Source organism: Algoriphagus kandeliae, assembly GCF_004571135.1.
Lineage (GTDB): Bacteria > Bacteroidota > Bacteroidia > Cytophagales > Cyclobacteriaceae > Algoriphagus > Algoriphagus kandeliae.
The window spans coordinates 666,907-680,303 of sequence record NZ_SPSB01000003.1; the positions used below are offsets into that span (position 1 = coordinate 666,907).

Here is a 13,397-nt window from a genome sequence, read left to right on the forward strand (position 1 = left end):
GGCTTGTAAAAAAAGGGAGCAAATCGCTCGATAGCGTGCGGATTTTGATTAATATTGAGTTTTAAATTTCGATCATAACCATGGGAAAAATCATTGCAATCGCCAATCAAAAAGGTGGAGTTGGAAAAACAACAACCGCGATGAACCTCGCTGCAAGTTTGGCAGTCCTAGAATATAAAACCCTGGTGATTGATGCCGACCCTCAAGCCAATACTACTTCGGGATTAGGCCAAGACCCAAAATCCATCAATACAAGTATTTATGAATGCATGGTGGATGGTATCCCAGTAGAAGAGATCATCATTAAAACCGAAATCGAATTTTTGGATTTAGTGCCTTCACACATTGACTTGGTTGGTGCAGAGGTCGAAATGATCAACATGGAGAATCGGGAGGAAAAGATGAAGGGAGTAATCGCTTCAGTTCGCGATCGCTACGACTTCATCATTATTGATTGTTCCCCTTCTTTGGGTTTGATCACAATCAATGCCCTCACAGCTGCCGATTCTGTGATCATTCCAGTTCAGTGTGAATATTTCGCTTTGGAAGGCTTAGGTAAACTTTTGAATACCATTAAAATCATCCAAACGAGGTTAAATACTAATTTGGAAATAGAAGGCATACTTTTGACCATGTATGATGTTCGTCTTAAACTTTCCAACCAAGTAGTTGATGAAGTCCGGATGCATTTCAAAAACATGGTTTTTGAAACCATAATCCCAAGAAATGTCCGATTGGGAGAGGCTCCAAGTTTTGGCCTACCTGCTATCGCTTTTGACGCAGAAGGGAAAGGAGCGATTGCCTACCTGAATTTGGCTAATGAGATTGCCGAGAAAAACGGGCTTAAAAAAGTAACAGAAACTCATGGCTGATAATAAACCAAATAGAAAAAAAAGTGCCTTAGGGCGAGGGCTTGGAGCTTTACTTCAGGATAGCCCTGCAAAAACCAATTCGGAAGAAATTCTTCCTGAGGTTCAAAAAACCGGAATTTTTGAAATTTCTATCGATTCTATTCAAGTCAATCCATTTCAGCCAAGGACACATTTTGACAAGGAGGCATTAGAAGAGCTTGCTGAATCAATTAAAGTTCAGGGAATCATCCAACCTATTACCGTCCGAAAGCTTGATCAGAACGAGTATCAGTTAATTTCTGGAGAACGAAGATTTCAAGCCTCTAAACTGGCTGGATTAGATAAAATTCCTGCCTATGTTCGAACAGCTAATGACCAGCAAATGCTGGAAATGGCACTCATTGAAAATATTCAGCGAGAAAATCTCAATGCACTTGAAATTGCGCATTCCTATCAACGTTTGCTAGCTGAGTGTGATCTAAAGCAAGAGGAGCTAGGAGATCGGGTTGGGAAAAACCGAACTACTGTAAACAATTACCTTCGATTGCTTAAGCTTCCTCCATCCATTCAGGCTGCTATTCGCGATCAGCAGATTTCCATGGGACATGCTCGTGCTCTGATTAACGTAGAGGACATTGATAAGCAATTGGCTATATTCAAAAAGGCTGTAGAAGAAGAGCTTAGCGTACGAAAAGTAGAAGCTCTGGTTAAGGCATTGAATGAAGGAAAAGGAGCGAAAAAGGAAAAACCAGAATTAGACCCGGTAAAAAAATACGAGTTGAACAAGTTACAGCAGCGACTTGCATCCCATTTTGGAACCAAAGTTTCTTTAAAATCAGACACTAAAAATCGAGGTGAAATCAAAATTCCTTTTCATTCAGCCTCAGATCTAAATAGAATTCTCGAAATACTCGAAATCATTTGATTTTGGAACAGTTATCAAAGCATAACTCTCAATTCTTAAAGACCCTATCGGTATTAGTGGGGTTTTCTTTTTTTTTGTGTCTAAATCCGATTAGTTCCTTTGCCCAGCAGGATACCACAAAAGTGGAAATAAGAAAACAAAAGAAAGAAAAACCGGATTATTCCTCCCTACCTAAAAACCCACGAAAAGCTTCTCTTCTATCTGCAATGCTTCCAGGAGCTGGCCAAGTGTATAATGGAAAAGCTTGGAAAGTCCCCATCATCTATGCAGGCTTCATGGCGGATATTTATTTCATCAATTTCAACAATCGGCGCTATCAGGTTTTCCGAGAAGCCCTATTTGCTTTTGATGAAGGAGAACCAAACGGATTCCCAACCCTAAATCGGGATGCCTTGGTGAGAAATGTTGATTATTGGCGGAGAAATAGAGATCTGACCATCTTGCTACTTGGAGTGATCTATGCTTTGAATATTATCGACGCGAATGTGGACGCTCATTTATCGGGATTTGACATTACAGATGAATTAAGTTTGTCTATTGAACCATCAATCGACAATTTTACAGCCCAAAACCAACAGATGGGTATAAGTTTCAAACTGAATTTTAAATAAATGAATATCATTTTATTGGGATATGGCAAAATGGGGAAAATCATTGGCGAAATCGCCGAATCCCGAGGTCATCAAATCCTTCTAAAAATCGACGAGAATAACAGAGAACTTTTGGATTCTATTGATCCAAAGCCCATTGATGTTGCCATTGAATTCAGTCAACCTGAGGCAGCAGTTTCGAATATTTCCTGGTGTTTAAATCATGGAATTCCTGTTGTATCAGGAACTACCGGCTGGCTGGATCAAAAACCTCAAATGGACCAACTCGCCGAGGAAAAACAAACTGGTTTCTTCTATGCTTCCAATTTCAGTATCGGTGTCAATGTATTCTTCAAAGTGAATGAATATTTGGCTAAGTTGATGAATGAGGTATCTGGATATGAGGTCAGTATCGAAGAGATTCATCATACAGCAAAAAAAGATGCTCCTTCAGGAACAGCTATTACATTGGCAGAAGGAATCATCAAAAACCAGCAGGCGTTTACTGCGTGGCACCTGTCCGATCAAGCGTCCGAAAATGGACAAAGCATCCCTATAAGCTCCAAGCGGATAGATCCTGCTCCCGGAACCCATATTATTCGTTATCAATCTGAAATAGACGATATTGAAATTTCTCATACTGCACATAGCAGACAAGGATTTGCTCTTGGCGCAGTTTTGGTGGCTGAGTGGCTACCTGGAAAAAAAGGAGTTTTAACGATGAATGACTTTCTTTCATTCTGAAAAATAAAAACATGAGTACAAGTCCTAAAAAGAAAAAGTCAGCCGCTAGAGAATGGATTGACGCCTTAGTTTTTGCAGTTGTAGCAGCGAGTTTGATTCGCTGGCTTTTATTGGAGCCTTTTACCATCCCAACAGCATCCATGGAGAAATCGCTTTTGGTAGGGGATTTCCTTTTTGTGAGCAAAATGCATTATGGTACTCGGATCCCGAAAACCCCGCTTCAGGTTCCTTTGACCCATCAAAAGATTTGGGGAACTGATATCCCATCTTACTCAGATGCCATCCAACTCCCCTACTATCGATTACCTGGGTTTACCCATGTCAAAAGAAATGATGTGGTAGTTTTCAATTACCCAGTTGAATTTCAATTCCCCAATGATTTAAAAACCAATTATATCAAACGAGCAGTTGGAGTTCCTGGAGACGTAATTGAAATCAAGAATGGGGACCTCTATGTGAATGGTGAAGCCGCTATGAAGCCCGAGGAAATGCAGTATTCCTATGATGTCATGACAAACCGAATGCTAAACGCAGATTTTTTTACTGACTATGGTATCAACCCAGCAAGTTTCATGGCATTCCCGGATGGGTCGGGATATATAGTTTATGCCACTGATTTGGTAATCGATCGGCTAAAAGAATCACCGGTAGTCACCGAAGTTAGAAAACGAATCATGGGCCCTAGAGGTGAAAATGGAATTTTCCCAGATGGATTGACATTAGGTTGGAATCGAGATCAATACGGACCACTCACAATTCCTGGCAAAGGTGTAACCATAGAAATGAACGAAGACAATGTTCTTCGATATGGCACCACTATTCAAAATTATGAAGGACATGATCAAGTTGATATTCGCGACGGTCAGCTGTTTATTGATGGTCAAAAAGTTGATAGCTATACCTTCAAGCAGGATTACTATTTCATGATGGGAGACAATAGACATGATTCTTTGGATTCCCGCTATTGGGGTTTTGTCCCTGAAGATCATGTAGTGGGAAAAGCTTGGTTCTTATGGCTTTCGCTGGATGAATTCGAATCCTTCTTTGGCAAGATTCGATGGAATAGAATTTTCAAAGGAATCAGTTAAAAAAAGCCCCTCGGGGCTTTTTTTCATAAAAAGACTTACCATTTAATGGGTTCAATGTCTTTGCTTTCGAGGTAAGCATTCGCTTTGGAAAAATGCTTACAACCAAAAAAACCTCTATGAGCGGACAAAGGACTTGGATGAGGAGCTTTCAAAATCAAATGCTTTTTCTCATCTATCAATTCGGCCTTTTTCCCTGCATAGGCTCCCCAAAGCAAAAAAACCACATGAGATCGTTTTTCACTGATCGTATGTATAACCGAATCGGTAAACTCCTCCCAACCGCGTTTTTGATGGGACCCTGCCTGCCCATTTCGTACTGTCAAGGTAGCGTTGAGAAGGAAAACTCCTTGCTTTGCCCAACGGGTCAAGTCCCCATTTGGCGGCATATCTATGCCTAAGTCTGATTTGATTTCTTTGAAAATATTCAATAAACTCGGTGGAAAAGGAACACCTGGACGAACAGAAAACGAAAGCCCATGAGCTTGACCTGGACCATGGTATGGATCCTGTCCTAAGATGACCACCTTCACTTGATCTAGTGGACATTGATCAAAGGCATTAAAAATTAGTTTTCCAGGAGGATAGATGGTTTGGGTTTTATATTCAGACTTCACAAATGCTACTAAATCTTTGAAATACTGTTTATCAAAAACTTCACTCAAAACAGCACCCCAAGATTCTTCAATTCTTACATCCATAGGTAAATTAATTGATATTCAAATAGTTCGTCTTATATTTGTAAACTTTTAAATTATTCTTTCAATGGTAACAGCTATCACAGAAGGCATTGAAGTCAGTGTGGAAGTCACTTATCAAGCCGAATTTTCCAGTCCTCTTCAGCATCATTATGTTTTTACTTACAAGGTAACTATTCATAATAGAAGTGATATTACCGTACAATTGTTAAGGCGAAGATGGGAAATTTCTGACGCAGCTGAAACCCGCAAAATCGTCGAAGGAGATGGCGTTGTCGGACAGCAACCTACCCTAGAACCAGGTCAAAGCCATAGTTACGTTTCAGGTTGCAACCTCCGTTCAGGTCTGGGTAAAATGAAAGGATGGTACACCATGCAAAAAGTTTACAACGAAAAAGAATTTGAAGTGGTAGTACCCGAATTTCAAATGATCGCCAATATTTTTCATAATTAATTCCCTTGCCAAATATTCTGTTTCCAGCTTTTGGATATTTGTATTATTGGCTACTGAAAGAGGATCATTATTCCTTACAGGGTCCTTTTCTGGCGAACCTTTACGAAGATCTTAGAAACTATATTGAATACCGGAAGAAAGATGACCTTGAAATCGAGGGTTTTCGAAAAAAACTACTCCAAAATCACACATTGATCCCTGTAGATGATTTTGGAGCAGGATCAAAAAAAGTCCCACAAAGAGAGAGGGAAATTTCAGCCATAACTCGGTATTCCACTTCTGGTAGAAAATTCGCCCAACTCTATCAATTTTTTGCTTCGAAAACTCCTGCAAAGGTTTTGATCGAATTAGGGACTTGTTTGGGAATTACTACACGGTACCTAAGTCAAGTGACCCTTGGAAAATTGGCGACTTTTGAAGGCTCTCATAGTATTCAGGAAGTTGCTAAAGCAGGATTCAAAAAGAAAAACACGGAGTTTGTCCTTGGAAAAATTCAGGATACACTTCCAGCTTTTCTGGAGAAAAATCCAATAGTTGACTTTGCCTTAGTGGATGCTACTCACACATTTGAAGCCACAATGTATTATTTTGAAATGCTCCTCCCCCATCTGCATTCCAAGAGCATTCTGGTAATTGCCGATATTTATTGGTCCCGAGAAATGTACCTGGCTTGGAAAACTATCATTGCTAGACCGGAAGTTCGATTAAGTCTAGATTTCTATGAATGTGGAGTAGTGTTTTTCGATTTTCCGGGAGAAAAAACTCATCGAATTTTAGATTATTGATTTTCAAATTCAATAAAAAGTTCAGACCCACTTCGAGGCGGAATGGAGTTGTAGCATGGCTCCAATTTATGAATGATAAAATATTGAGAAAATAGCTTTTGATATTCCTTCATATTTCCTCCAAAGGGTGGACCCTCTCTATCAAATTCCTTCGAAAAAAGAACTCCGGCTAGAATTCCATTTGGCTTTAAAAGTTTCTTCATTTTTTGACAATAGGCGTCACGCTGACTGGGGTGAAGTGCGCAAAAAAAGGTTTGCTCCAAAATCAAATCATAGGCTCCTTCATGCTCAAAAAAGTCCTGATGGTGGATGTAATTTTTAGGAAAATCAGGGTATGCATTGCTAAAATTTGTTAAGGGAATTTCGGAAATATCCAGCAAATGGACGTCTAAAAAGCCTTTTTTGAATGAATAGGCTACTTCATGACCATTTCCTCCTCCTGGAATAAGTACACGAATTTCCCTGTCTTCAATTTGGTCTAAATATTGTACTAGCGGGGTAGATGGATAGCCAATATCCCAGCCTGTAGTCCCGTGGCTATAGCGCTTCGTCCAATAGCTTTCATCAAAAAACATCATAAAGCCCTATTTATAATTATGAGCACTAATTTTCAAAAAGATTCTGAACCTAAAAAAGATCAAGGGAAGAACATCATCATTATAGTACTTGTCCTTTTGGTCATCATCAGCGGGATCAAACTGTACACAGACTATGTCGATCGTACCAAAAAAACGGAAGAAATCCTGCTACTCTCCACAGAAAACAATCAATTGAATCAACGTCTTGATTCAGTCACTTATCAATTGAATCTACGTATTCAAGAAATCGAAAAATTAGGAGGAGACATAGCTGCCTTGGAGCAAGTTCGGGATCAATTAATCGCAGAACGTAACTCTAATCGTCAGCGAACAGCCAATGAAATTGCAGAATTGAACAAGCGGATTCAGTCTTATAATTCCATGCTTCAGGAAAAAGACCAGGAGATTTTGGAACTGCGCGCTATGAATCAGCAACTGTATGCTGAAAATCAAGATCTCAAAACCACTCAGGCTGAAATCGAAGAAGAAGTAGCAAAGCTCAACCTACAAAAAGAAGATTTGCAGGCTAAAGTAAATGTCGCATCTATGCTAAAGGCGGAAAACATTACCGTAGCCGCAATAAACAGAAGAGGTAGAGAACGAGTGGAAACCACTAATGATTTTCGAAATCGTCAAATCGAGCGGATCAAAATCAGCTTCAATTTCGCAGAGAATAAAGTGGCCCCTCCAGGACCTAGAAATGTGTACGTTCAAATCTTAGCTCCTAATGAGCAACCTATTTTCGATGTGGCAAAAGGATCAGGGACCTTCACAGTAGATGGAATCGAGCAATTCTATACCGTAAAACAGGATGTGCTTTTTAATAACTCTGGAGAAGCGCTTACCTTCTATTATGAAAAGGGTTCGGACTATGCATCAGGAGATCACACAATCCGAATATTTGTGGATAATTACCAAATAGGATCTTCTACATTCTCTGTAAAATAAAAAACAGCTCAATCAAGCCAGAAACCTCTCTAAATCAGAGAGGTTTTTTTGTGCTTCATCAAAAAAGACAGCCGACATATCGTTTGGAAAAAAGGACAGATTCCCCTACTTTTGCGGTCTGTTTATTTTAAATCCAAAAACACATTTGAAAATGTTCCAAAGAAACTACGAGACGGTATTCATTTTAACTCCCGTTTTGTCTGATGTTCAGATGAAGGATACTGTCGACAAGTTCGTGAACTTGTTAAAAGAAGAGGGGGCAGAAATCATCAATGTGGAAAATTGGGGGCTTAAAAAGATGGCTTACACCATCCAAAAGAAGACCACCGGTTTCTATGTATTGGTTGAGTTCAAAGCAGATCCAACTGTAATCAAAAAGTTGGAGGTAGAATTCCGTAGAGATGAAAAAGTGATGCGATTCTTGACTACTGTATTGGACAAGCACGCAATCGCTTATGCGGAAAGAAGAAGAAAAGGAGAGTTCAACAAAAAAACCGAAGCTAAGGAGGAAGCTGCCCAATGACACTATTCAACGAACCAATCAACAGAGGCGAAGTAAAAAAGAAGTATTGCCGATTCAAGAAGCACGGGATCAAATACATTGATTACAAGGATCCTAACTTCCTTTTGAAATTCGTTAACGAGCAGGGAAAAATCCTTCCTAGAAGATTGACTGGAAACTCTGCAAAATATCAGCGTAAAGTTGCTCAGGCTGTGAAGAAAGCAAGACATTTGGCTTTGCTACCATTCGTAACTGACGGTTTGAAGTAATTCGCTCTATCCTATCATCCAAAAAGCTATTCAGAAATGGAAATTATACTAAAAACAGACATTAAAGGTCTTGGCTATAAAAATGATTTGGTAGATGTGAAGCCAGGTTATGGTCGCAACTACCTCATTCCTCAAGGTTACGCTGTTTTGGCTACTTCTTCTAATAAGAAGATTTTGGCTGAAAACATTAAGCAAGCTGCTCACAAAGCTGAAAAATTGAAAGCTGATGCTGAAGCTCTAGCTGCTAAACTTGCTGATGTAACTTTGGAAATCAAGGCTAAAATCGGTGAAACCGGAAAAATCTTCGGTAAGGTAACTACTCTTCAAATCTCTGATGCACTTGCTGCTCAAGGATTTGATATCGATCGTAAGAAAATCTCTATCAACACACCTGTTGAAGGTGCTGGAGAATTTTCTGCAGAAGTTGACCTTCACAGAGAAGTTAAGACTGATGTAAAATTCGTTGTAGTAGCTGAATAAGCTATACACCATCAAAAAATAGAAAAGGGCTGAAAATTCAGCCCTTTTTTTCTTAGTTCAATACCAAGATCTTTTCCAGATCTTCTACCAATTTCTTGGAAACAGCTCTACTGTTTTTTTCACGTGCAGCTTTAAACAATTCCAAGGCCTTCTCGCTCTTCTCGATCAAACCCACTGGATTCTGATCGTTCTTGAAGCTAAACCAGCACCAAGACAATTCAGCAGCCAAAGATTCTCCGACCTTTAGCTTTTCCAATTTGTTGACCGCTTCGATAACGGTCTTTTCCATTTTTTCTACGCTCATAGCTAAATGTTTGTGTTTTCTTAAAATTCGAAACAAAACAAGGTAATTATTTCGAATTTTTCAACATAACCAATTGAAAGTTAACATAATTGCAATTTTTCAATCGATTGCGGACTGAATTTAAAAGGATTTTTAGGTTAAATTTTTTTTAAAAAATATTTTTATTCGCCTTAAATCCCTGATAAAACCCTCTTTAGCGGAAAATTTTAAAATTCTTTTGGGAGGTACTTGGAAAAAAAAACTCATAATTCTACCTTTGTGACACTTTAAAGGAAACCACAAGGGATTCTTTTCAAACTGGTCTATGGTGTAACTGGCAACACGTCTGATTTTGGTTCAGAAGAGTCTAGGTTCGAGCCCTAGTAGACCAACAAAAACCTCCCAAATTGGGAGGTTTTTTTATGTCCATAATCGAAGTCGGAAGGCATTCATCGCATTTTTCCCGAGCTGTTTTGTGAGTTTATAATTCGCCAAAGCACCCACTGGAGCACCTACAATAGGAATCAATTGAGCCAATTTTGCCAAATCCATGTAATCCCGATAATCAAGCTGAAAAGTTTTCCAATCAAACTCATCGAACGATTGCGGAAGCTGGTCCTTATATAAATCCCAATTTTCTATCAACTCAATCAATTCATTTCTTCGCTTTTGGGAGGAAAAGCTTAATTGAAACACATGGAGCAAAAACAAACGCTCTTGGTAATCCTTGGTATCAAATCCATACAAAGCTGCGACATCAAATAGCATCTTCATTTTGATAGCCAAAAATGCTGGGAAATCAGCAAAACCCATCAAAATACCTCCAGCACCAGTTATGGCACCTTCAGCCGAAGCGGAATTTCGATACCATTTAATTCGACTCCTGACCTTCATTTCCCGCTCTTTGGTGGTTAGATGAGCTGAAGCTTTTGGAACAATCCAAGAAGAACCTGTAATAACAGCTTTTACCATATTCTCTATAGCAGCGGTTACAACCTTATGGACTTTTTCAGGAATAATCTGATTGATTTTCTTTTGAACCCCATGGGCAAGCCTGCTTCCAATCGAAGGAGGTTTTTTCATTTGATATAGCCAAGAGGTCAGTTCAGCTTGAATATAGTGTTGATAGGTATCCATGATTTGGCATAAGCTTATCGCCTAATGCTAAGACGGGATTTATTTAACAACAGTTTAAGGAAAGAAAAAATCAAAAGCGAAAAAAAATCCGCACCTTTTGAAGGTGCGGATTATAAATAGGTCTTTTTAGAAAGATGTCATCGGTACAATCCGTTAAATAACATCTTAAAGGTGCCATGTGATTGAGATCGGAAGGTAATTTCTGGCCCAAAGGCAAACAGCTTCCCTTTACCTACAGGAGCCTCAAAGGCAGTTACTCCATTTTTCAGATAAGCTTGCCCCCAGGCCCATCCACTTCGAAGTGGTTCTTCTTCACCAAACCAGGCCAGAGCTTTTACACCCTCATTGGCTGCTTCTGGACTCAAATGGAAAACCGGGGAGCGGTTAAACATGATATAAGACTTTTCGCCCATGCCATAATTGATTGGCTTGGAATTATCCACGTGCATCTCCAGCACCGAACCTGGGATATAATATTTTTCACTGCTCAAAGGTCGCTCTTGTCCATCGGCACCCATTTCAACCAAAGCATCCTTTACAGGTAGCCCCAAATGGAAGGCAAGCTCAGTAGCGGAACCGACCGTAATTACATTTCCTCCATTTTGCAAAAACGCCTCAATGGCTGGCACTGACTTTTCAGCACTAAAGTTACCCAGCATATGATGATACTTTTCATCAATTTCCGAAGCATCCGGTTGAGCTCTACCCCCACCACGGCTTCCCACGGAAGGAATACCCGGGCCTATGAATAAAAGCACATCATACTTTTCATTTAGATTCCCCGCATCAATTTCTTGAGGGAAGACCAGGCTGTAATCATAATGGAACTGCTCCATCATCCAACGAACCCATCCCGATGGCATGGAACCTCCATAGTAATCGAACAAACCGATTCGGGCAGGTTTAACTTCCGTGATATTTCTCGGTCGGGAAGCAGGCTGTCCATAGACTCCATATTCTTGTGCTGCTTTTTGCAAAATTGATTTCCCGGCAGAACCCACATAGAAAGACCCTGCTGGCAAGCCATTTACTGATTCAGTTGTGCGGTATACTTTTACTTTAGCTTTCAACAGGTCATTGACAGCCATGAAGGAATTATTACCTCGAACATCGATCAGATAGCCAGATCCATTAGCCAATGCTTTGGCAGGAGGTGTTTGAATTTCTCCGTAAGGAACAGCTTCAAACGGTCCATCAAAGTCCTCCATAATCCGATCGATCTCAGACCCCATTTGGTAAGCCAAAGTCCATCCAGCCGCATCATATGGGCGAATTGGAGGTCCTCCAGGATACAAGAAGTCATTCGGGTGATCCTGAGGCTCAAACATATCAATCACATGAGGACGGAAAGCCTGAGCAGTTTTTACAATGTAGGAACCAGCAGGATAGGTATTTCCATTCACTGTAAAGTCAGAAGTAGCTTTATGCACCAAAATCCCGGACTTAATCAAGGCATTCAAAAACTTGATAGCCGTTGGAAAATCGGGTTGATCGGCAGACAAAATATATCCATAAGGATCCTTTCTAGCCTGATCTGTATAAACCTCATCATAAAACTCTTTAGGAAGACCTGATCTCCATCCACTAGGACGCTGCGCTTTTCCCTCCTTACGAGCTTGTTCGAAGGCATCTTCTACCGCTTGAGCATATTTGGGATACATAGTCCAAGTATCTTTCTGACCCTTCTCGATGGATCTTCTACCCATGATATAAATGTTTCGAAGTAATTCATCTCCATGACGCACAGCATGATTGAGAATGGCATAATTCAAAGAAACAGAATACTCTATAGATGTTTTGAAGTGCCAATCCCTCGGAGTAACCGGATAGGGAGTTCCGTTATTTGGAATCAAACGATCCGGAACCAAAGGAACTTCAGAGGGTGTCGGGTTCCCGATAATCTCTGTCAAGATACCAATCTGATTATGATAATAAGGAGTGGTACGAAGTCCACCATTCCACCAAGTGGAGAATACAGAACCATCTAATCGTGTATAACCCGGCTTATCTTCCTGATGCAAGCGGTTGATCATAGCTGCGCCAACCGCATCCAAACTTGTAATAATCAATGGATCAAAGACGTGGTTGAAAGGATCTCGGTAGGGAGGACCTGCCAAAACAGACCCAGCAGGACCTGACTGATGGTGATTATAAATGATTTGAGGAATCCATTCCACATATTGCTGCAGAGACATATTGGTAGCCTCTGACATATTGTTCATGTAAAAATCCCGGTTGTTATCATGCCCCACATATTTCTGATACAGGATAGGAATATTCTGATCACGTTTGGTTGGATCTTCTTTTCGCATGTACCAATCGGACATGATTTCCATTCCATCCGGATTGGCATGAACCAATAAAATGATCACTTCATCCAAGATTCTCAGGGTTTCTTCATCATTTCTGGAAGCCAGCTCATACAAGGTCTGAATTAATTGATGAGGCCCAACTACTTCATTTGCATGCAAACCTCCATCAATCCAAATAACTGGCTTCCCTTCTGCAATCAAAGCCTCTGCCTCTTCCCTGGACATTTCTGCACGAGCCAATTTTTGAGATATTTCCTTGTATCGGTCAAGGTTGGCGAAGTTTTTTGGAGCAGTTACAATCATCATGGGTTGCTCTCTGCCATATTCCGTCTTTCCGATGCTTGTCATTATGACGCGATCGGAAGCTTCAGCTACTTTCTTAAAATAAGCTTCTGTCTGGGTAAAATTGGCCAGCATGTAGTCATCCCCTATATCAAACCCAAAATGAGATTTGGGTGTAGGGACTTGCTGAGCCTGAATTTGAAATCCTGCAAGCAACAGGAAAATCAAGAGTAGGGATCGTAAATCTTTTCTCATAAGTTTTCGCAAATAGTCGATCTATAAAAATAAGCCAAAAATTAGAGGGCCTCATGATATTCAGACTCTTTGATGGATATTTTACAGGATCGGAAAATTTTTGAAACGAACTCACTGAAACAAGTCAATAAAGAACATTTTTCCGATTACTACTCCAACATCTTCCCTTGCCATCAAAAATTCTTACTTTTGTCTTGATTTCCAGAAAAAAATTCCGCC

General features: G+C 40.1%; 16 protein-coding genes and 1 tRNA gene. 12 read left to right on the forward strand and 5 right to left on the reverse strand.

Annotated features, from left to right (window positions below; translation table 11 throughout):
• Nucleotides 1-80 precede the first annotated feature (80 nt).
• The 5 genes from E4S40_RS11460 (at nucleotide 81) to lepB (ending at nucleotide 4,198) form a co-directional block, all read left to right on the forward strand.
• Nucleotides 81-872, forward strand: coding sequence for a ParA family protein (locus E4S40_RS11460; protein WP_135074134.1), 792 nt, complete (start codon nucleotides 81-83; stop codon nucleotides 870-872).
• Entirely contained in the window at nucleotides 865-1,776 is a 912-nt protein-coding gene (locus E4S40_RS11465) for a ParB/RepB/Spo0J family partition protein (RefSeq protein WP_135074136.1), read from the forward strand. Before E4S40_RS11460 ends, E4S40_RS11465 begins: the two co-directional genes overlap by 8 nt.
• Nucleotides 1,777-1,898: 122 nt before the next feature.
• Nucleotides 1,899-2,387 carry a DUF5683 domain-containing protein gene (locus E4S40_RS11470; RefSeq protein WP_237563184.1) on the forward strand — a complete coding sequence of 163 codons (489 nt, stop codon included), beginning with the start codon at nucleotides 1,899-1,901 and terminating at the stop codon, nucleotides 2,385-2,387.
• Nucleotides 2,388-3,110, forward strand: a complete 723-nt coding sequence (gene dapB, locus E4S40_RS11475; protein ID WP_135074138.1) for a 4-hydroxy-tetrahydrodipicolinate reductase — start codon at nucleotides 2,388-2,390, stop codon at nucleotides 3,108-3,110.
• An 11-nt stretch (nucleotides 3,111-3,121) separates the two neighbouring features.
• Nucleotides 3,122-4,198 carry a signal peptidase I gene (gene lepB / locus E4S40_RS11480; RefSeq protein ID WP_135074140.1) on the forward strand — a complete coding sequence of 359 codons (1,077 nt, stop codon included), beginning with the start codon at nucleotides 3,122-3,124 and terminating at the stop codon, nucleotides 4,196-4,198.
• 35 nt (nucleotides 4,199-4,233) lie between these two features.
• On the opposite strand, the gene ung is transcribed toward lepB, so the two are convergent.
• Nucleotides 4,234-4,896 (reverse strand): uracil-DNA glycosylase, encoded by a 663-nt coding sequence (ung, locus tag E4S40_RS11485; RefSeq protein ID WP_135074142.1) that lies wholly within the window; start codon nucleotides 4,894-4,896, stop codon nucleotides 4,234-4,236.
• A 64-nt stretch (nucleotides 4,897-4,960) separates the two neighbouring features.
• On the opposite strand from ung, the gene apaG reads away from it, so the two are divergent.
• Both apaG and E4S40_RS11495 read left to right on the forward strand, forming a co-directional pair.
• Nucleotides 4,961-5,347, forward strand: a complete 387-nt coding sequence (gene apaG, locus E4S40_RS11490; protein WP_135074144.1) for a Co2+/Mg2+ efflux protein ApaG — start codon at nucleotides 4,961-4,963, stop codon at nucleotides 5,345-5,347.
• A 5-nt stretch (nucleotides 5,348-5,352) separates the two neighbouring features.
• Entirely contained in the window at nucleotides 5,353-6,132 is a 780-nt protein-coding gene (locus tag E4S40_RS11495) for a class I SAM-dependent methyltransferase (protein WP_135074146.1), read from the forward strand.
• Here the strand turns inward: E4S40_RS11495 and E4S40_RS11500 are convergent.
• Entirely contained in the window at nucleotides 6,126-6,710 is a 585-nt protein-coding gene (locus tag E4S40_RS11500) for a methyltransferase (protein ID WP_202615363.1), read from the reverse strand. The two genes, E4S40_RS11495 and E4S40_RS11500, sit on opposite strands and share 7 nt — an antisense overlap.
• Before the next feature lie 18 nt (nucleotides 6,711-6,728).
• Here E4S40_RS11500 and E4S40_RS11505 point away from each other — a divergent pair, with 18 nt between their 5' ends.
• The 4 genes from E4S40_RS11505 to rplI all read left to right on the forward strand — a co-directional run bounded on the left by E4S40_RS11505 (nucleotide 6,729) and on the right by rplI (nucleotide 8,909).
• On the forward strand, nucleotides 6,729-7,658 hold the full coding sequence (locus tag E4S40_RS11505) for a hypothetical protein (protein ID WP_135074148.1): 930 nt from the start codon (nucleotides 6,729-6,731) through the stop codon (nucleotides 7,656-7,658).
• Between the two features lie 151 nt (nucleotides 7,659-7,809).
• Nucleotides 7,810-8,181 carry a 30S ribosomal protein S6 gene (gene rpsF, locus E4S40_RS11510; RefSeq protein WP_135074150.1) on the forward strand — a complete coding sequence of 124 codons (372 nt, stop codon included), beginning with the start codon at nucleotides 7,810-7,812 and terminating at the stop codon, nucleotides 8,179-8,181.
• Nucleotides 8,178-8,429, forward strand: a complete 252-nt coding sequence (gene rpsR, locus E4S40_RS11515) for a 30S ribosomal protein S18 (protein ID WP_024281712.1) — start codon at nucleotides 8,178-8,180, stop codon at nucleotides 8,427-8,429. The genes rpsF and rpsR overlap by 4 nt, the downstream gene beginning before the upstream one ends.
• A gap of 36 nt (nucleotides 8,430-8,465) precedes the next feature.
• The gene (gene rplI / locus E4S40_RS11520) at nucleotides 8,466-8,909 is read left to right on the forward strand and encodes a 50S ribosomal protein L9 (RefSeq protein ID WP_135074151.1); all 444 of its coding nucleotides are present in this window, start codon (nucleotides 8,466-8,468) and stop codon (nucleotides 8,907-8,909) included.
• Between the two features lie 52 nt (nucleotides 8,910-8,961).
• On the opposite strand, the gene E4S40_RS11525 is transcribed toward rplI, so the two are convergent.
• On the reverse strand, nucleotides 8,962-9,213 hold the full coding sequence (locus E4S40_RS11525) for a hypothetical protein (protein WP_135074153.1): 252 nt from the start codon (nucleotides 9,211-9,213) through the stop codon (nucleotides 8,962-8,964).
• A gap of 298 nt (nucleotides 9,214-9,511) precedes the next feature.
• Between E4S40_RS11525 and E4S40_RS11530 the strand changes: the two genes are divergently transcribed.
• Nucleotides 9,512-9,584 (forward strand) — tRNA-Gln (locus tag E4S40_RS11530).
• A gap of 28 nt (nucleotides 9,585-9,612) precedes the next feature.
• On the opposite strand, the gene E4S40_RS11535 is transcribed toward E4S40_RS11530, so the two are convergent.
• Both E4S40_RS11535 and E4S40_RS11540 read right to left on the reverse strand, forming a co-directional pair.
• Nucleotides 9,613-10,329: an EcsC family protein gene (locus E4S40_RS11535; RefSeq protein WP_135074155.1), complete on the reverse strand. Its 717-nt coding sequence runs from the start codon at nucleotides 10,327-10,329 to the stop codon at nucleotides 9,613-9,615.
• A gap of 137 nt (nucleotides 10,330-10,466) precedes the next feature.
• Nucleotides 10,467-13,178: a M14 family metallopeptidase gene (locus tag E4S40_RS11540; RefSeq protein WP_135074157.1), complete on the reverse strand. Its 2,712-nt coding sequence runs from the start codon at nucleotides 13,176-13,178 to the stop codon at nucleotides 10,467-10,469.
• Nucleotides 13,179-13,397: the final 219 nt, after the last annotated feature.

Excerpts from the sequence above, each read along its gene's own strand:
- dapB (WP_135074138.1), top strand. The coding sequence starts at position 2,388 with ATGAATATCATTTTATTGGGATATGGCAAAATGGGGAAAATCATTGGC.
- E4S40_RS11525 (WP_135074153.1), bottom strand. The coding sequence starts at position 9,213 with ATGAGCGTAGAAAAAATGGAAAAGACCGTTATCGAAGCGGTCAACAAA.
- rpsF (WP_135074150.1), top strand. The coding sequence starts at position 7,810 with ATGTTCCAAAGAAACTACGAGACGGTATTCATTTTAACTCCCGTTTTG.
- E4S40_RS11460 (WP_135074134.1), top strand. The coding sequence starts at position 81 with ATGGGAAAAATCATTGCAATCGCCAATCAAAAAGGTGGAGTTGGAAAA.
- E4S40_RS11505 (WP_135074148.1), top strand. The coding sequence starts at position 6,729 with ATGAGCACTAATTTTCAAAAAGATTCTGAACCTAAAAAAGATCAAGGG.
- E4S40_RS11500 (WP_202615363.1), bottom strand. The coding sequence starts at position 6,710 with ATGATGTTTTTTGATGAAAGCTATTGGACGAAGCGCTATAGCCACGGG.
- ung (WP_135074142.1), bottom strand. The coding sequence starts at position 4,896 with ATGGATGTAAGAATTGAAGAATCTTGGGGTGCTGTTTTGAGTGAAGTT.
- rpsR (WP_024281712.1), top strand. The coding sequence starts at position 8,178 with ATGACACTATTCAACGAACCAATCAACAGAGGCGAAGTAAAAAAGAAG.
- E4S40_RS11465 (WP_135074136.1), top strand. The coding sequence starts at position 865 with ATGGCTGATAATAAACCAAATAGAAAAAAAAGTGCCTTAGGGCGAGGG.
- apaG (WP_135074144.1), top strand. The coding sequence starts at position 4,961 with ATGGTAACAGCTATCACAGAAGGCATTGAAGTCAGTGTGGAAGTCACT.
- lepB (WP_135074140.1), top strand. The coding sequence starts at position 3,122 with ATGAGTACAAGTCCTAAAAAGAAAAAGTCAGCCGCTAGAGAATGGATT.
- E4S40_RS11540 (WP_135074157.1), bottom strand. The coding sequence starts at position 13,178 with ATGAGAAAAGATTTACGATCCCTACTCTTGATTTTCCTGTTGCTTGCA.
- E4S40_RS11535 (WP_135074155.1), bottom strand. The coding sequence starts at position 10,329 with ATGGATACCTATCAACACTATATTCAAGCTGAACTGACCTCTTGGCTA.
- rplI (WP_135074151.1), top strand. The coding sequence starts at position 8,466 with ATGGAAATTATACTAAAAACAGACATTAAAGGTCTTGGCTATAAAAAT.